Below are 17979 nucleotides of genomic sequence, written 5' to 3'. Positions count from 1 at the left end.
CTCACCATCCGCTGCTCCCAGGACTGGAATGCCACAACTTCGCGGGCGCCTCGCCGGTCTTCTCGCCAGCCCCATCAGAGTCAGTGTGAGTCGTTGCGGCCGCCGCTGATTGTTCCCGCGCCGGACTACCGTTCTTCACGTCTGCGCCTGCGGGTCTGATGTCAGCGTAGGGCGACATCTTGAAACCGCTGGCATGGACGAGAATCCGGCGGCGCTGGCGCATACCACCGGCAGCGGTTCCGGAACCCGGACTGCCGCCTAGAGTCTGGTGGCCGGTGACCCTGGAGGTGTTGTTGGGCCCCACATCGGCGCTCATCGATTCACTGATCATCTGCTGCACCCCGGTGGGGCCCTGGTCCAGCCAGACCTGCCGTACGGCGCCCAACTCCCAGCAGCCCGTGGCCCGCAGCGACAGTCCCCGCGGTCCGGTACGTCTGACCCGGCCAGTGACCAGCAGCAGCCAGGAGTGGAACAGGGTCGCGGCGTACGGCCCCTGGGCGTCTTCGAAGAAGGTGACGTCGACGGGGCCGGTGGCGTCGTCAAGGGTCAAGAACACGACCCGGCGGCCACTGCGTACCGGAGGGGTCTGGGTCGCGACCTTGACCCCGGCGACCAGAACCTCGCTGTCCGAGCGGCGCCGCATGAGGTCCTGCGCCCGCGCGACTCCGATGTCGGTCAGCATGTCGTCGTAGAACGACACGATGTGGGAGCTCACATCCAGCCCGAGGATCTCGACTTCGGCCCGGACCTGTTCGGCGGGATTCATCTCGGGCAACCCACTGGCCATCAGTGCCGGGGTATCGGCGAGGTCCAGGGTCAGCTGTGCCGTGAGTTCCTCGGGCGCACGGACCGCGGCCGGGGCCTGCGACTGCCGGCGGGCGGCTGTGGCCGGATCCCGCGGATCGACGGTCGCCGCCCGAATCCGTTCGGCGGTGATCGCCGCGCGACTCCCCCGTCGCGTCGATGGTCGGTATCGGTCGAGGTCGGCGACATGCAGAAGCAGATCGCGCCGGGTCACCCGATTCACCCCGGGTCCACCGCCCACCAGGTGCAGCGCATCGAACCCGCCGGCCAGAACCAGGTGTTCGGTGGTCGATCGATCCGCACCCGCCCGGTGCCAGAAATCGGCCAAGGACCGGTAGGGGCGACCGGCCACGATGGTGGCCTGCTCCGCCTCCGAAATACCCTTGACCTCGGCCAGTGGCAACCGGATCCCCCACCGCTGCCGCCCGACCTGCTGGACCTCGACACCGCCAGGCTCAGCACCGCCAGGCTCAGCACCGCCAGGCTCAGCACCGCCAGGCTCGACACCGCCAGGCTCGACACCGCCAGGCTCGACACCGCCAGGCTCGACACCGCCAGGCTCAGTACCGACAGGCTCGACCCGGTACTGCCGATCGGACCGATTGACGTCCAAACCCAGGACCTCGACACCGTGCCGACGGGCATCGTCGAGGATGAGGCGCTTGGGATACATGCCTGGGTCATGGGTCAGCACCCCGGCCAAGAAAGCGGCCGGGTGATGCGCCTTCAACCACGCCGACTGGTAGGTGGGCAGGGCGAAGGCTGCGGCGTGGGCTTTGCAGAACCCGAACGACGCGAAGGCTGTCAGCACGTCCCAGACATCTTCCACGGTCGAAAGGTCGTATCCCTGGGCCAGCCCGGCCGGATACAACCAGGCTCGGACCTGCCGCTGCCCCTCGGGGCTGCCCAGACTGCGCCGGACCTCGTCGGCCTGCGCCAGGGAACAACCCGTGATCACCGCGATGATCCGGATGACCTGCTCATGGAACACCACCACTCCAGCTGTCTCGGCCAGCACCGGACGCAGGTCGTCGTGCAGATACGAAGTGCACTGCCATCCGTGCCGGGACCGAAGGAATGGGGTGATCATGTCGCTCTTGACCGGACCGGGTCGGAACAAGGAGATGTCGATGATCAGGTCGTTGAAGGACTCGGGGGCGAACTTGCCGATCAATTCCCGCTGACCCGGTGACTCGATCTGGAAACACCCCAGCGTGCGGGTGCTGCGGATCAACTCGAACGTGGCGGGATCGTCACGCGCAACCGAGTCGATATCGACGTCCACCCGCTCGGTGCGGCGGATCTCGGCAACCGCATGCGCCATGGCCGACTGCATCCGGATCCCCAGGACATCGAGTTTGAGGAAGCCCAGCTCTTCGACGTCGTCCTTGTCGAACTGGCTCATGGGAAATCCCATCCAGGAGGCCTCGACCGGGGTGCGGTCCAACAAAGAACTGTCGGAGAGCAGCACGCCGCAGGGATGCAACGCGATGTGGCGTGGCAGGCCGTCCAGCGACTGAACGAGATCCAAGAAGGTGTCCAGTCGGCCGGCTGCCGCCATCCGGCCCATCGCTGAGGAGCGCAGTTCGGGAAGATCGGCCAACGCCGCTCGGGCATCGCGAGCCGCAATGTGCGGGAATGCCTTGGCGAAGGCGTCGATCTCGCCGGGCGGGAAAGCCAGCGCCGCTCCGACATCGCGCACGGCATGACGGACCCGATAGGTGTCCATCATCGATACGCAGGCGCACCGTTCCCCACCGAACCGGTCCAGGATGGCTTCGTACATCTCGGTCCGCTGGGCTGACTCGACGTCGATGTCGATGTCGGGCAGCGCCCGCCGCAGTGGCGACAGAAACCGTTCCATGATCAGCCCGTGGTCGAGCGGATCGACCCCGGAGATCCCCAGCAGATGGTTGACCAGACTGCCGGCACCCGAACCACGGGCGGCAACCCGGACCCCATGGCCGCGGATGAGGTCGACGACCTCGGCAACGGTCAGGAAGTATCCGGCGAAACCGAGTGTGGCGATATCGGCGAGCTCGGCGTCGAGCCGGGACCGGGCCGTCCGGGCGCGGTGGCGATCCGGGTAGCGCCGGTGGAGTTGTGCCATGCATCGCTGCCGCAGCACCTGATCGCCACTGACGTCGGTGTCCGGTAGCAGAACCGACATCTCGGGGACATGAACCGATCCGATGCCGAGGTCGGCGACCGGATCCAGTGCCCACGACCGGGCGAGCTGCTCGGTGCGTTCCAACCAGCGTCGGACGCGGCCGCGGGTATCGGGGTAACCAGCGGCCCGGATGACCTGTTCGGCCACGTCTTCCATCTCGGTACCGGACTTCAGATACCCCTCGCTGGTCCCTCGATCCAGGTGGCGGATGTCGATCGGGACGAGGCGACGGATGGAGTCCAGGACGTCCACCACCCGGGCCTGCTCGGGTTCGGCGTGACGCACGGCATTGGTGAGGACGGGCTCGATCCCTCGGTCGTGAGCCCAACGCAGCATCCGGGCAGCGAGCGGCAACGACAAGGCACTGATCCACGGCCGGTCGGGGACCCGGTCGGGGATCGCCGCCAGGTGGCACACCACCTCGGCGTAGACGCCGGATCCGATGATGTCCTGCCAGCGCCGCAGCACTTGGTCGGCCAGGTCGGGGCGGCGAGCGGCGACGGCCCGACCACACTCGGAGTCGGGTCCGAGCAGCACCACAATTCCCTCGCCGTACTGCTCGATCTGGGTCAGATCGAGTATCGGTCGACCCCGTTCGCCATCTAGATGAGCAGCCGATACCAGTCGGCACAGCGACGCCCACCCGACCCGGTTGCGGGCCAGCAGCACGACCCGCGGCAAACGCTCGTCCACTTGTGCCCCACCCCGGGCAGGAGCGCGACGCCGCGTGGGGATCGATCGAGCGGGCAGCAGACCCGTCGGCCGGACCGCCAGATCGACGCCCAACACCGGCTCCACCCCGTGGTCACGACAGGCGAGGGCAAACCGCACGGCCCCGTACAGTCCGTCGCGATCGGTCAAGGCCAGTGCGGTCTGGCCGAGGTCAGCGGCTCGGCGCACCAGGTCGACCGGACTGGATCCGCCGTACCGCAACGAGAATCCCGAGGCGACATGGAGGTGGGCGAATCCGGCCACGTCAACCCGCCCGCCGGCACGCGGTGAGCAGCGTGACCACAACGCTGAGGAAGTTGTGGGCGTCCCGGACCAGGTCGTCGGCCTCGCGGGTACCGACCACCTGCTCCGCGCCCGCTTCGATGGCCACCCGCCGACCTTCGCCCGCAGCGAAGAACTGGGCCCACTCCCCTAACTCGGGGGCCACGGCGGGCAGCAGGGTCCACACACTGCGGGGTGGCCCGGACTGATCCGGGCGAGCCCGGGCCGCGAGCACTGCCGCCGCCGCCCGGCGCGCGACCAGATGTCCCCGGATGAATCGGTCCGCTGCCCGCGGCTGCACCACCGCCGCCTCGATCTCCGCCACGGCGGTGGCCAGCAGTTCCACGCTGGCAGCCGGCAGCGGCGCCGGAGGATGCTGTGGAGCACGCATCGTTCGTCCCTTCTCTGGTTCGTTCTTCAATTCCTGGTCGGGGTCAGTCCTGAAACTTCAGTCGAGGACGGCCCGCAGCGACCACCCCGCGGGAGTCCGGCACAGGTCGAACACTCCGGTCCGAGTGCCGGAACGGGCCTCGACCCGCCACAGGAGCCGCTGCCCGGTCGGGCCGCTCTCGGCTCCAGCCGCCCCGGACCCGCTCTGCCACCACCGGGCGGCCTCGACCCACCGACCGAGCACCTCAGTGACTGCATAGGTGTGGCGGCGCCAGCGAAATCGCTGCGGGGCGCCCGGCGATGTCTCACTGGTCCACACGGCGATCGGCTCGCCATAACGCCTGCTCACGGTTGTTCGCTCACGGCTGCTGGTCCACGGTTGCTGGTCCACGGTTGCTGGTCACGGCTGCTGGTCCACGGTTGCTGGTCTTCCTCGGCATCTGCTCGCCCCCGAATCATGATCGAACATATGTTCGATAACAAGGACGTTACGACTGGGGTCCGACAGCCGTCAACACCTCGGTCCCGAATGGCGGGGAACTAGTGTTTCGGACATGCCCGACCTGCCCGGTCCTGTCGTCCGGGTCGCCGAGGAACTCGGTGGCCTGGGCGCCTCGGGCGTGCCCGGCCCCACCCCGGCCGCGCCCCTGCCGGCCGACCAGACCATCGCCACCACACAGGTCTTCGAGGCCGATGGACGACCCGTCCTGGTCGTGTGCGACGGTCGCGCCGACCCCGTGGACCTCGCCGGTGTTCTGGGCACCATGACCGTGCGCGTCGTACCGGAACCAGTCGCCCGCCTCTGGACCGGGCAGAGCCCGGCAGCGATAGCCCCCGTCGGGCACGCGGAACCCGTGACCGTGATCATCGACGTCAACCTGTCCCGTTGGCGGCGCATCTGGGTTCCCGCCGGCGCCCCGGGCTACTGCTTCCCCACCACGTACAGCGAACTGCTGCGCATCACCGCCGGAACCGCCGCCGAGGTCGGAGAGTTGCCCGGCCCGGGCGCAGCGTCCACGCTTCAGTCGTGACCATCCGCCTGTCGTGGGCTTTCACGGCGCTGACCATCGCCGGACAGATCCTGTGGGTGCTGGTGTCCGGCACCACACGCGACACCTTCACCGTCGGCGGCGTCGTGCTGTTCTTCCTCGCGTCCCTCACCCATAGCCTGGCCACCCAGCCTCCCGGCTGGACGGCGCGGTTCTTCGCGATCTCTTTGCTGTTCGGCTGGGCCATCGAGGCCATCGGCACCGGGACCGGTCTTCCGTTCGGCGCCTACACCTACGGCGACCGTCTGGGCGCGGACATCGGATCGGTCCCGTGGGTGATCCCGTTGGCGTGGGCGATGATGGCGTACCCGATCTACGTCGTGGCCGCCCGCATCAGCATGGGCGCGTTCACCCGCGTGCTGCTGGCCGCGACCCTCCTCGCGACATGGGACCTGTTCCTGGACCCGCAGATGGTCTCCGAGAGGCACTGGTGGTTCGCCGACCCGACCCCGGCCCTGCCCGGGGTCGCGGGGATCCCGCTGTCGAACTTCGTCGGCTGGATCGTGGCAGCCCTGATCGTCATGACCATCGTCGAACTACTGGCCGGACCTCCCGCTGAACCCGTACCCACGACTTCTCCGCCGGTCGTTCTCCTGACCTGGGTGTATCTGTCGAACGTCTTGGCGAACGCCGTGTTCTTCGGGCGCCCCGCAGTGGCTCTGATCGGCGGCATCGCGATGGGGATCCCCATGGCGATCGTCTGGGCAGGACTGCGCCGTCCTGAGGTTCGCGAGTTTGCCCGATGAGACTCCCCCGTGCCACTGCGTGGGTCCGCGCCGTGGTGTGGGCCACTACTGCCCTGACCATCGCGGGTGCGGTCCACGCGGCCTCGAACTCGAAGAACCTGCGTCACCTGCGTCCCGGACGCAGGCAGGACGCAGGTGCGTTGCCGGCGGTCTCCATCCTCGTGCCCGCCCGCGACGAACAGGCCACGATCGACGGCTGCCTCGAGATGCTGCGCGCGCAGCGGGGCCTGGCCGCCACCGAGATCATCGTGCTCGACGACGACTCCAGTGACGACACCGCCGACCTGGCCCGCCACCACGCAGAATCGGACCCCCGCGTGAGGGTGATCAGCGGCCACACCGGCCCCCCACCTGGCTGGCTCGGAAAGCCCTATGCGTGCCACCGGCTCGCTGCCGCCGCCTCGGGCGAGGTACTGGTGTTCGTCGATGCAGATGTCCGCCTGCACCCCGAGGCCGTCGCTGCGGCAGTCGCGGACCTCGTCTCCTCGCGGTCGGATCTGCTGAGCGCCTGGCCCCGCCAACTGGCCGCGACCCACTTGGCCCGGATGGTGCAGCCATTGCAGCAGTGGTCGTGGCTCACGACCCTTCCGTTGGCGCGGGCGGCCACATCTGCCCGAAGCTCCATGGCTGCGGCCAACGGACAGTTCCTCTTGCTGACCCGCGAGGGATACGACACCTGCGGCGGGCATGGCGCAGTCGCGGGAGAGGTGCTGGAGGACATCGGACTCGCCCGCGCGGTCAAGCGGTCGGGGGGCCGCGCCGACGTCGTCGATGCGGCCGCCGTGGCGCAGTGCCTGATGTACGCCGACAACCGCGAACTGGTCGCCGGGTACACGAAGTCGCTGTGGCGGGCCTTCGGCGGCCCGGTGTCGGGGGTTGCTGTCACCGCGACGCTGGCGATCGGACACCTGCTGCCCCCCGGCTACGCACTTGTCGGACAACACCGCGAGACCCGCATCGTCGGGCTGGTCGGCTACTGCGCCGCGGTGGCCGGTCGCATCGTCGCGGCGCGGTCCACCGGCAGCGCAGCGTGGCCCTCCGCCGCCGAACACCCGGCCGCAATGGTGGCTCTCTTCGCCCTGACTGTCCGCTCGGCGGCGCTGTCCTACCGCGGCGGCCTGCAATGGCGCGGGCGACCAGTCGGACCCAGGGTCCGGGTGCACGGGGCACTACGCTGACGCTGTGTCTCGTATCAGTGTGATCGGTGCCGGGGCCGGTGGGCTCGCTGTCGCCGCCCGCCTTGCGGCGAAAAGGCATGAGGTCACCGTCTTCGACACCGCCGACAGGGTCGGTGGGAAGTTGTACACGCTGCGTCGTGATGGCTTCGCCTTCGACACGGGACCGAGTCTGTTCACGCTTCCGGCCGTGTACCGCGACCTGTTCATGCACACCGGCCCCCCGCTGGAGTCCGAGATCGACCTGCAGGAATGCGAACCGGGTTTCGCCTATCAGTTCGGCGACGGCTCACGCCTGGAATTGCCCGGCTCGAGCATGGGGCGCACGGTCGCGGCCATCGGCGATCAGTTCGGACCATCCGCGGGTGAGTCGTGGCGTGAACTCATGAGGCGGGCGGCAGACATCTGGCGCCTGACCCGCACCAACGTCTTGGGGACGGCCATCCGGGGGCGCCGGCAGTTGATGTCGCTGTCGCGACCACGCGATCTGCGAACCGTCGCTCCATGGCGGTCCCTGCACGACATGGGCACCGACGCCCTGACCGACTCCCGCCTCGTGACACTGCTCGATCGGTATGCGACCTACAGCGGCTCCCAGCCGAGAAAGGCACCCGGCGCTTTCATCACCATTCCCTACGTCGAGGCCACGTTCGGGATGTGGCACATCGGGGGCGGTTTGGGAAACCTGGCCGACGCGCTGTGTCGCCGTGCCGAGAAGGCGGGAGCCCAGTTCCGACTCGGCACTGGCGTGCGCTCCATCGACACTTGCAACGGTGCCGTGACAGGTGTGGTCACGGACTCCGACGAGATGGTGCCGGCCGACATTGTGGTTTCCGACGTCGATTCCCGCAGACTGCCCGCGATGTGGGGCGATGACGCCGCCTCGACCCAGACGGACTCCTACAGCGGATTCGCGATCCTGGCCGCGGTCGCCGGCACGACTGACGGGCTCCGGCACCATTCTGTGTGGTTCCCCGCCGACTATGACGGCGAGTTCACCGACCTGGCGGCGGGCCGCCCCGTGGCCGACCCCGCCATCTACGTGTGCCGCCCTGTTGATCCCCAGATGGCGCCACCGGGGGACGAAGCGTGGTTCATCTTGGTGAACGCCCCCCGGCACGCACCCGACGCACCCGACGGCCACGACTGGTCGGACGACGCGGCCAACGAACGCTACGCCGACGACGTGCTCGACCTGCTGGCGCGTCGAGGCATGGACATCCGCCACCGGGTCCGCTGGCGGATCCTGCAGACCCCGTTCGACCTCGGACTCCGCGACGGGTCCGGCGACGGCGCGATCTACGGAACGGCGGCCCATGGCGCCATGTCCGTGCTGCACCGGGCCCAGAACATAGGCCCGGTGCGGGGCTTGTTCCGAGTCGGCGGTACAGCTCATCCCGGAGGTGGACTGCCATTGGTCGGCATGAGCGCCGAGATCGTCGCCGAGGAGATCGGTCGAGCCTGAGCGGGGTGAGGCGGGCGGAGTCAACCCCGCCAGCCGGCAAGCCGTCCACCCTGAGACACCACCCGCAACCGACGCACCGTCGCTCGCCGATCCTTGTTCGTAACTACGATCAGAACCTGATCCCCCACTCGGAACCGAGTCGTGTTGTCGGGCACGATCGCTGCGTCGTCACGCACGACGAGCGAAACCGACGCGCCTTTCGGCAGCCGAAGCTCGGCCACATAAAGCCCCGCTAGGTGGGACTCTCCGTCGACATCGACACCCAGCAATGAAGCATCCATGCGGTCCATCGGCGCCGCTTCGACTGCCAGTTCCTCCGCTTTCCATTCGGAACCGACTCCCAGCCTGCGCCCGATCCAGGGCAGCAGCGGGGTCTGGAGCAGCGTCAGCAAGACGACCAGGATCAAGGTCGCGTCGAAGACCACTTGAGACCCGGGCACAGCCAACCCCAACGGGATGGCGGCGAACACAATGGGAACCGCGCCGCGCAACCCCGCCACCGAGACGAAGGCGATCCAACGTCGGGGCAAACGGAACGGGAGCAGCGTCACGACTGCTGACACAGGGCGCGCCACCAGAACCAGAGCGACGCCCGCGACCACTGCCGGAACGATCGACGCCAGTGCCTGCTCCGGCTGAGCCAGCAACCCCAACATCACGAACAAGCCGATCTGGGCCGCCCAGGCCAGGCCCTCGGCGAACCCGATGACCGAACGGCGGTGAGGCATGCCCTCGGCAGAGCCGACCAGCACACCGGCGATGTAGACGGCCATGAATCCGGACGTGTGGGCCACGGATGCCGCGCCATATGCCAGCGCCATGAAGCTCATAACGGCGATCGGATACAGACCGACCGAAGGCAGTGCGAGCCGTGGCAGCAGGTAGCGGGCCCCCAGTCCGACTGCGATTCCGAAGGCCGCACCACCGATGAGTTCAGCGATGACGATGAGCGGCACTTGCCACGGTGACAAAGCCGCGATGTCACCACTGGACAACACCACGACCAGGACGACCACAGGAGCGTCGTTGAAACCCGCCTCACCTTCGAGGAGTGAGCGCAACCGAGGGTGCAACCGGAGCCGACGCAGCACGGAGAAGACAGCAGCCGCATCCGTCGCCGCCACCACAGCCCCGATGAGCAGGGCCATCTGCAGGGTGACATCGGTGAGGGAGACGAGGGCGAAGGTGACGATCGCGATGCTGATGGCGACCCCGGCCGTGGCGAGAACCAGGGCTGGCCACAGAACGGGCCTGAGGTTGTCCATTCGTGTCGTCAGGCCGCCCTCTGCGAGGATCACGACCAGCGCCGCGTACCCCAGCACGGTCGCCAGTTGCGCGTCCTGCAGGTCGTACTGCGGGAAGATCCACCCGATGACGAGTCCGAGGCCGAGGTACAGCAACAGGCCTGGGATTCCGATGAGCCCGGCGAAGCGCACTCCGAGCACAGCCAACAGCGCCACCGCGGCGCACGCCAGCATCGCCACGGCGAGGCTGTCGAGATCCATGCCCCAGTCTTTCAGGCCCGCCCGGGGACGTCAGGCAGTGACGCCGGCGGCCAGCCGGTGCTGCAGCCCCAACGCGGAGTAGATCTCACGGCTCGCCGTGGATCGGTTGAGGGTGTAGAAGTGCAGTCCCGGGGCCTCGCCGGCGAGCAGCGCCTGACACATCTCGGTGGCGACGGCGACACCGAGGTCGGCGACGGCACCTGGATCATGCGCGACCTGGTGGAATCGCCGGGCCAGCCCCTCGGGGAAAGCGGCTCCGGACAACTGCGCGAATCGTTCGATCTGAGCGACGTTGGTGACCGGCATGATGCCGGGGATGATCGGGATGGTGACGCCCGCGGCGTTTGCGCGCTCACGCAACCGGAAGTAGTCGGCAGCGTCGAAGAAGAACTGGGTGATCGCGAAGTCGGCGCCGGCGTCCTGCTTGGCCCGGAGCACCGTCACGTCGGACTGCAGATCCCGGGCCTCGGGATGGCCCTTCGGGGAACGCCGCGACGCCCACCGTGAAGTTGCCGAGTTCCTTCAGCAGGGACACGAGTTGCACGGCGTGGTCGTACCCACCGGCGTGGGGCACCCAAGGCCGACCCAGTCCGCCCGGAGGGTCTCCGCGGATCGCCAGCACATTGCTCACGCCCGCGTCCGCATACTGGGCGATGACGGCATGGAGGTCATCCACGCTGGCGCCCACGCACGTGAGGTGGGCGACGGGAGCCACCGTGGTGTTCTGCTGGATCTGATGGGTGATCCGCACCGTCCGGTCGCGGGTGGAGCCACCTGCACCGTAGGTGACGGAGACGAAAGTGGGGTGCAATCCCTCGAGTTCTCGGATCGCCTGCCACAACTGACGCTCTCCCGCGTCGGTCTTGGGCGGGAAGAACTCGAAGGAGAACGAACGCTCTCCCGTGTGCAGGGCATGCCGCAAAGAGGGGTTCTCCACGGGCCGATGCATCCGGAAAGGCTATCCCACAGCCTCGCGTTCCGGATCACCCGAGTTGTGCCGGACCGTCTCGGGCCTACCCTCTGAGAGTGGATGAAGCACAGCCATGGGACGTCGACCAGATGCGCGAACGCGTCGGAAAGCGAGTCAACGAGTTCCTCGCCGGCCAACGCGATCTGCTCGACAGCATCAGCCCGGACGCCGGTGCTCTGCTCGACCCGCTGTCCGATTTCATGGCCGGTGGCAAACGACTGAGGGCCATGTTCTTGTACTGGGGCTGGCGAGCGGGGGGTGGGCCCGACCACGATTCGGTGGTCTCGGCCGCGGCCGCGATGGAGTTGCTGCAGGCATGTGCTCTGGTCCATGACGACGTGATGGATCGCAGCGACTCCCGGCGGGGCCGGGCGTCGATGCACCGCCAGTTCTCTGCGCAGCACCACAACGCCGGTTGGGCCGGCGATTCCGGGGAGTTCGGCTTCGCGACCGCCATCCTGATCGGCGACCTGTGCCTGTCGTGGGCCGACGAACTGCTCCTCGGCAGCGGACTGCCGACGGACGCGTTGCAGCGAGGCAAACCCGTCTACGACGTCATGCGCACCGAGCTCATGGCCGGGCAGTACCTCGACATGCTGGAGCAGGTGCGCCGCAATGCCGAGGTGGCCCCGGCCATGCTGGTGGCCACCTACAAGTCCGCGAAGTACACGATCGAGCGTCCCCTGCACCTGGGTGCGGCCATGGCCGATGCCGATCCGGGCGTCACCGATGCGCTGCGCCAGTACGGCTTGGCCCTGGGCCGTGCGTTTCAGTTACGTGATGACCTGCTGGGGGTATTCGGCGATCCCGCCGAAACCGGGAAACCGAGTGGTGATGATCTGCGCGAGGGCAAACGCACCGTGCTCATCGCACTCGCCCTGCAGGAACTCGACGACAACGGTCGACGCGAACTGTCCGCAGGGCTCGATGCACCGTCGGCCTCGCCGCCCGACGTACAGAGAATGCGTGCCTTGGTCGAGAGCACGGATGCGCGCCACGAGGTCGAGCGGATGATCACCGACTTCGCGCAGTCCTCCCGCTCCGCATTGACCGCCCCCGGATTGGACCCCACCGTCGTGTCCGTCCTGGACGCACTCATCGACGTCGCCACGCGCCGGGTCGCGTGAGAACCGTGATCGAGCGAGCGACCGCAGGGCCTTCCGGTCCAAGCGGCCGAATGGTCCGGAAGGGCCGAGATGGCCGAGAGGGCGGAAGGCGAGAGGGCGGAGAGGAATGACGAGAACATGAGAACCGTGAGCGGACCCACCGACCGGGTCGTGATCGTGGGCGCCGGACTCGGTGGCCTGTCGGCAGCGCTGCGGCTGGCCGGAACCGGGCGCTGCGTCACCGTGGTCGAGCGGGAACCGATCCCCGGCGGGCGCGCCGGACGGATCGAGGACTCCGGGTACACGTTCGACACCGGGCCGACCGTGCTGACCATGCCGGAACTTGTCGGCGACGCCCTCGCGGCCGTCGGTGAGGACATGTCCGACTGGCTGGACCTGGCACCTTTGGAGCCCATCTACCGCACCTACTACCCGGATGGTTCACAACTCGACGTTCATGCCGATCCGCACCGCATGGCCGCGGAGATCGAGTCGGTCATCGGCCCCGACGAGGCCTCGGGCTACCTGCGCTACGTCGACTTCTTGACGCAGTTGTACGACGCGGAGTTCGGCGACTTCATCGACCGCAACACCGACTACCCGTGGGACCTCCTCACACCCAACCTCGTGCGACTACTGCGCATGGGCGGGTTCCGCCGTCTCGACACGAAGGTGCGGGACTACCTGAAGGATCCGCGGACCATCAGGTCGCTGTCGTTCCAGGCCATGTACGCCGGCGTCTCGCCGTTCAAGGCACTGGCCATCTACGGAGTGATCTCCTACATGGATTCCGTCGCAGGGGTCAGCGTGCCGAAGGGTGGCATGCACGAGATCCCGGTGGCGATGGCCGGAGCGGCCGCCAAGCACGGCGTCGAGTTCCGCTACGGCACCACCGTCGAATCGATCGAACGGACCGGGCGGCGAGCGACCGCGGTGATCACCGACTCGGGGGAACGCATCCCGGCTGACACAGTCATCGTCAACGCGGATCTGCCGGTGGCGCATCGTGACTTGTTGAACCGACAACCGCTGTCCCTGCGGCGCCTGTCCTACTCACCGTCGGCGTTCGTGATGCTCATCGGATCCGACCGCCACTACCCGGCCACCGCGCACCACAACATCCACTTCGGTCGATCGTGGCGGGGTACCTTCCGCGAACTCATCGACGAGAAGAGACTGATGACCGATCCCAGCCTGATGGTCACCCACCTCAATAGGGACGACCCCTCGCTGGCGCCCGCCGGCAAACACGCGTACTACGTTCTGTTCCCGACTCCCAACGCCACTGCGGGGATCGATTGGTCCCGGGCCCGGGACCGCTACCGCGACGAAGCCCTCCGAACACTCGAGGAGCGTGGCTACCGGGGGTTCGGATCCGGCATCGAAGTGGAGCACCTGACCACTCCCGCCGACTGGCTCGACCGGGGAATGGCTGCCGGGGCTCCGTTCGCCGCCGCGCACACGTTCTGGCAGACCGGCCCCTTCCGACCAGGCAACATTTGGGGTGACAACGTGGTGTTCGTGGGCTCCGGGACCCGCCCCGGAGTCGGGGTTCCGATGGTCCTGGTGTCGGGTCGGTTGGCTGCCGAGCGCGTGACGGGAGCCACCACAGCGCCACAGTAGAGTGCTCGGGTGACTGACGGATCCGTGCGTACCGCAGCGGAACCGTGGCCCGAGTTCCTCGCCCGATACGCCCTACCCGGCGCGCTGGGCACGGTTCTGATCACCGTGGGGGCCTTCGGGGTTGGGTGGCTACCTCTGGACACGGTCGTGCGGGACTGGCCCCTGGTCGACATCCTGCGTGACACGTCACCTGGTCTGATCCTGTCCCGCCTGATGATTTTCGCCGGCGTCGCCATCCTGCTCCAGACGTGGCTTGTCGTCGGCTACGACCTGTTGTCCGGCCACCCATGGGACACCTCGCGCATCGCCGCCCTGGTCGGGGCGTGGTCGGTCCCGCTGCTGATCTCCCCGCCGCTGTTCAGCCGCGACGTCTACAGCTACTTCGGACAGGGTCGCCTGCTCATGGAGGGCTACGACCCCTATACGACGGGCGTCTCGGTACTGCCCGGATGGTTCACCTTCGGCGCCGACCCCCTGTGGGGCGACACACCAACCCCGTATGGTCCGTTCTTCCTGCTCCTCAGTCGAGGGGTCGCGGACTTCAGCGGAACCCAGGCCTACCTCGGGGCCGTGATGTTCCGCCTGATCGCGGTGCTCGGACTGCTGCTCATGCTGTGGGCCATCCCCAAGCTGGCTCGCCAGCACGGCATCAACCCCGCCAAAGCGGTGTGGTTGAGTGTCGCCAATCCGTTGGTGATCATGCACTTCGAGGCCGGAGCCCACAATGACGCGCTGATGGTCGGTCTCCTGTTGGCCGGGCTGGCAGTCGCGGGGTCCGGTCAGCCACTGGCCGGTGCCGGTCTGATCGGCCTGGCTGCCGCCGTCAAACCCATCGCCTTGCTGGCCCTGCCATTCGTCGGTCTGATCCGATCCGGCACGATCGCCACCTTCGGCCGGCGGGTGAAGGACTGGATCCTGGTCACTATTCCCGCGGCGGTCGTCTTCGGGCTCACGGCGCTGCTGGCGGGCACCGGCATGGGGTGGATCGCCTCGCTTTCGGCGCCCGGCGAGGTCAAGACCTGGCTGTCGCCGCCAACCGCTGTCGGCATGATCATCGGTGGGCTGCTGCAGGGCCTGGGGATCGCGGAGTCAAACGTGGCAGCTGTAGCTGTCTGCCGCGGTATCGGTCTGGCTGCCTCCTTGATGATCGTCGCCTACCTGTGCCTGCGGCCACAGGGCCGCAGTGCCGTACGGGGCTGTGCACTGGCTTTTGCGGCTGTGGTGTTGCTCGGTCCGGTCATCCAGCCTTGGTACCTGCTGTGGGTCCTGCCTCTGTTCGCGGTCACGGGACTCTCCGAGGTCGAACTGCGATGGACCATCCTCCTGACGGCAGCATTCGCGGTCCATGGCATGGCGGAGTCGAGCGCGACCTCTGACACGCTGTTCGAACTGACCGACTTGGTGGCGATCGCGTTCGCGCTGGCGATCGTCGCCCTGATCCTGCTCGCCAGTCCCCGGGAACGACGACTGGTGCTCAAGGACCCCGGGTCGCACGGCCTGCATCCAGAGACACCCGAGGATCAGCAGCGCGCGGCGACGACAATCATCACCGCGTAGCTGCCCGCGACGACCCCCTGGGCGACCGTCACCGGGTCGATGGAATGGGGCCCGCCCCCAGCCAGGGCAGTTGCCAGGTCGGGCCATCCCCGGCGACGAGTACCGTGCACGGTCTGCCCTCGTGGGCCCACGACTGTGCGGCCGTGGCCAGAGCGTCGACCGCCGTCGCCACCGCCTCCTCGTCATCATCGTGCAACAGGTCCCACCCCGACCACACGATGACCAGGCCGCCGGCGGGCGCGACGTCATAGTCGCCGAGGACCTCGTCCAGCAGATCCCAGTCACCGTCATCGTCGCCATCGAACCCGAAAGCGGTGGCCAGGGCCAGGATCAGGTCGCGCTCCGACGCGCAGTCCTGGGTGTCGACGGCCACCACACGTCGATCGGATCGGTCCGCCCAGCCCTCGATGTCGGCAGCAGCCACGTCCCCCGTGGCGACTCGAGCGACACCTCCGGTGCGCAGCAGCTCGGACCACTGTGAGGGCACCGACTCGTCTGTGCCAGCCATCTGTCCTCCCGTTTTCAGGAGGATCTGTCCTCCCGTTCTCAGGAGGATCTGTCCTCCCGTTCAGGAGGAATGGTGCCACGCGCCAGCCCCGGGGTGGGAGCCTCCCCACGGACGAATTCCTCTGCAGCTTCCCCTGCCGCTTCCTCTGCAGCTTCCCCTGCGGATTCCCCCACTGCAGATTCCCCTGCCAGATTCCACTGCGGATTCCCTGCCGGTTCCCCTGCAACTTCTCCTGCAACCCGACAGAGAAGACCCGTGCCAGAATCAGCGGGTGGCACGCCAGTTGGACGCGGCCGGGATCCGCGACCCGGAACTCATCGCCGCCTACACACAGTGCCGACGGCTCAACGCGGAGCACGGCAAGACCTATTACCTCGCAACATTGCTCCTCCCGCCCGCCAAGCGTCCGTTCGTCCACGCGCTGTATGGATTCGCCCGGTTCGCCGACGAGATCGTCGACGCGCCGGCTGCCGACGGACCAACCGGACGCGGCCGCCGACTAGCCCAACTGCGCAGCGACTTCACCGCCGCATGGCAGTCCTCCGCACCCGCACCGCCGGTGGTGCGCGCGGTGCTGGATACCGCCACGCGGTGGCAGATCCCCTGGGAGACTTTCGACGCGTTCCTCGAGTCGATGGCGATGGATCTCACGGTCACCAGCTACGACACGTGGCCGGATCTGCAGAAGTACGTGTACGGGTCGGCGGCGGTCATCGGACTGCAGATGCTGCCCATCCTGGAGCCCAGCGATCCGGAGGCCGCCCGCACCGGAGCGATGCGTCTGGGTGAGGCGTTCCAACTCGCCAACTTCATCCGCGATGTCGGTGAGGATCTCGACCGCGGCCGGATCTACCTTCCACTGTCCGAACTCGCCGAGTTCGGGGTCACGCCGGAGCGCCTGCAACGCCGGGTCGTCGACGACGACGTGCGCGCGGCGTTGGCGTTCCAGGTCGACCGGGTCCGCCGACTGTCGGCGGAGTCCGCCGCCTCGATCCAGCTGCTTCACCCGGCCACGCGGGACTGCATCAGTACAGCGCAGGAGCTGTATTGCGGAATCGCCGAACAGGTCGCCGCGATCGACTACGAGGTGTTCTCGCAGCGGGCCCGAGTCCCGCGGCGGCGGCGAGCCGCCGTCGCCGCCGCCGCCTGGACTCGCGCCCGCAAGGCCCGCCGCATCTACGGCAGCGGCCGGATCACGACTGTCGGCGCCAGATCGGTGGGCCACTTCGGGGACGGTCCTGCAGACCCCGACGCCCCCAGAACTGCCACAGACTCAGCGTGAGCAGGACCAACGCGAAACCGAAGGCGATGTCCTCCACCGGCGCAAAGAACAGCCGACCCTCGCCGAACAACGGCGGCTGTTCGACGACATCGTTGCCCACTCCGATGATCGTGTCGTCGGCGTAGCGCACGGTGCGCGAGCCGGTCAGCACGGCATTGGTAAGGAACTGGAATCCGATCATGATCGCGTAGGCGATCCAGAACTCGGTCCTCGCGACCATACGAGTGCGCAGGACGAATCCGTCGACGACAAGGACCGCTATGGCGGTCACCACGGCGATGGCGGTGTACGTCATCGGCCGTCACCGGACTCGATGGGGGTATCAGCGGGGGCGCGGGTGTCGCGCACCGCTCGTACAGCCTCGAGCGTCAGGATCGCCGCCAGCCCCACCACCGGGAAGAACAGGAACTCCTCCACCGGCATACCGATCGGCAACTGCACCCCGATCAACTGTTCAGGGTCGAACCACCAGTGCCCGGCGGCAATCGCGTACAGATCCCACAGCAGGAACGGGGCGATCGCACATGCGAGGGTGGCCAGCAGTCGGCGCCAGCGGCGGAACACCCTGGTCCGCAGGACCAGTTCGAGCCACCCGCTGCCCACGAGGATAAAAGCGAGCACCCACACATAGGTCAC

General features: G+C 67.9%; 17 protein-coding genes. 8 read left to right on the top strand and 9 right to left on the bottom strand.

Going from position 1 to position 17979, the window contains the following annotated elements; genetic code table 11:
* Window position 1: 1 nt before the first annotated feature.
* From V9E98_09120 to V9E98_09110, 3 genes are read right to left on the bottom strand one after another with little or no spacing between them, the layout of a single operon-like run.
* The gene (locus V9E98_09120) at window positions 2-3949 is read right to left on the bottom strand and encodes a DNA polymerase III subunit alpha (GenBank protein MEI2717142.1); all 3948 of its coding nucleotides are present in this window, start codon (window positions 3947-3949) and stop codon (window positions 2-4) included.
* 1 nt (window position 3950) lies between these two features.
* Window positions 3951-4358 carry an SAV_6107 family HEPN domain-containing protein gene (locus V9E98_09115; GenBank protein ID MEI2717141.1) on the bottom strand — a complete coding sequence of 136 codons (408 nt, stop codon included), beginning with the start codon at window positions 4356-4358 and terminating at the stop codon, window positions 3951-3953.
* Between the two features lie 57 nt (window positions 4359-4415).
* Window positions 4416-4706, bottom strand: a complete 291-nt coding sequence (locus V9E98_09110; GenBank protein MEI2717140.1) for a DUF6504 family protein — start codon at window positions 4704-4706, stop codon at window positions 4416-4418.
* A gap of 205 nt (window positions 4707-4911) precedes the next feature.
* Here V9E98_09110 and V9E98_09105 point away from each other — a divergent pair, with 205 nt between their 5' ends.
* The 4 genes from V9E98_09105 to crtI (V9E98_09090) are packed head-to-tail and all read left to right on the top strand — an operon-like array spanning window position 4912 to window position 8792.
* Entirely contained in the window at window positions 4912-5388 is a 477-nt protein-coding gene (locus tag V9E98_09105) for a YbaK/EbsC family protein (GenBank protein MEI2717139.1), read from the top strand.
* A complete protein-coding gene (locus V9E98_09100) occupies window positions 5385-6152 on the top strand; it encodes a carotenoid biosynthesis protein (GenBank protein ID MEI2717138.1) in 768 nt (255 codons plus the stop codon). The genes V9E98_09105 and V9E98_09100 overlap by 4 nt, the downstream gene beginning before the upstream one ends.
* Entirely contained in the window at window positions 6149-7330 is a 1182-nt protein-coding gene (locus V9E98_09095) for a glycosyltransferase family 2 protein (GenBank protein ID MEI2717137.1), read from the top strand. Before V9E98_09100 ends, V9E98_09095 begins: the two co-directional genes overlap by 4 nt.
* Window positions 7331-7334: 4 nt before the next feature.
* A complete protein-coding gene (gene crtI / locus V9E98_09090) occupies window positions 7335-8792 on the top strand; it encodes a phytoene desaturase family protein (GenBank protein MEI2717136.1) in 1458 nt (485 codons plus the stop codon).
* Window positions 8793-8812: 20 nt separating this feature from the next.
* On the opposite strand, the gene V9E98_09085 is transcribed toward crtI (V9E98_09090), so the two are convergent.
* The 3 genes from V9E98_09085 to V9E98_09075 are packed head-to-tail and all read right to left on the bottom strand — an operon-like array spanning window position 8813 to window position 11246.
* Entirely contained in the window at window positions 8813-10297 is a 1485-nt protein-coding gene (locus V9E98_09085; GenBank protein MEI2717135.1) for a potassium/proton antiporter, read from the bottom strand.
* 30 nt (window positions 10298-10327) lie between these two features.
* Window positions 10328-10741, bottom strand: coding sequence for a methylenetetrahydrofolate reductase (locus V9E98_09080; GenBank protein MEI2717134.1), 414 nt, complete (start codon window positions 10739-10741; stop codon window positions 10328-10330).
* The gene (locus tag V9E98_09075; GenBank protein ID MEI2717133.1) at window positions 10650-11246 is read right to left on the bottom strand and encodes a methylenetetrahydrofolate reductase; all 597 of its coding nucleotides are present in this window, start codon (window positions 11244-11246) and stop codon (window positions 10650-10652) included. The genes V9E98_09080 and V9E98_09075 overlap by 92 nt, the downstream gene beginning before the upstream one ends.
* Window positions 11247-11323: 77 nt before the next feature.
* Here V9E98_09075 and V9E98_09070 point away from each other — a divergent pair, with 77 nt between their 5' ends.
* The 3 genes from V9E98_09070 to mptB all read left to right on the top strand — a co-directional run bounded on the left by V9E98_09070 (window position 11324) and on the right by mptB (window position 15553).
* Window positions 11324-12394 carry a polyprenyl synthetase family protein gene (locus V9E98_09070; protein MEI2717132.1) on the top strand — a complete coding sequence of 357 codons (1071 nt, stop codon included), beginning with the start codon at window positions 11324-11326 and terminating at the stop codon, window positions 12392-12394.
* 117 nt (window positions 12395-12511) lie between these two features.
* Entirely contained in the window at window positions 12512-13996 is a 1485-nt protein-coding gene (gene crtI / locus V9E98_09065) for a phytoene desaturase family protein (protein MEI2717131.1), read from the top strand.
* Between the two features lie 9 nt (window positions 13997-14005).
* On the top strand, window positions 14006-15553 hold the full coding sequence (gene mptB / locus V9E98_09060) for a polyprenol phosphomannose-dependent alpha 1,6 mannosyltransferase MptB (protein ID MEI2717130.1): 1548 nt from the start codon (window positions 14006-14008) through the stop codon (window positions 15551-15553).
* A 28-nt stretch (window positions 15554-15581) separates the two neighbouring features.
* Here mptB and V9E98_09055 read toward each other — a convergent pair whose 3' ends face one another.
* Window positions 15582-16061, bottom strand: a complete 480-nt coding sequence (locus V9E98_09055) for a barstar family protein (protein ID MEI2717129.1) — start codon at window positions 16059-16061, stop codon at window positions 15582-15584.
* 271 nt (window positions 16062-16332) lie between these two features.
* On the opposite strand from V9E98_09055, the gene V9E98_09050 reads away from it, so the two are divergent.
* Complete coding sequence (locus V9E98_09050) at window positions 16333-17343, top strand: phytoene/squalene synthase family protein (GenBank protein MEI2717128.1); 1011 nt, start codon at window positions 16333-16335, stop codon at window positions 17341-17343.
* Here V9E98_09050 and V9E98_09045 read toward each other — a convergent pair.
* Window positions 17255-17638 (bottom strand): hypothetical protein, encoded by a 384-nt coding sequence (locus tag V9E98_09045; GenBank protein MEI2717127.1) that lies wholly within the window; start codon window positions 17636-17638, stop codon window positions 17255-17257. The two genes, V9E98_09050 and V9E98_09045, sit on opposite strands and share 89 nt — an antisense overlap.
* Window positions 17635-17979, bottom strand: a complete 345-nt coding sequence (locus V9E98_09040; GenBank protein ID MEI2717126.1) for a lycopene cyclase domain-containing protein — start codon at window positions 17977-17979, stop codon at window positions 17635-17637. The genes V9E98_09045 and V9E98_09040 overlap by 4 nt, the downstream gene beginning before the upstream one ends.

The organism is Candidatus Nanopelagicales bacterium (assembly GCA_037045355.1).
Taxonomy (GTDB): Bacteria; Actinomycetota; Actinomycetes; order S36-B12.
The sequence above is the reverse complement of the archived record's forward strand: the minus strand, read 5'-3'. Positions and strand labels throughout refer to the sequence as shown.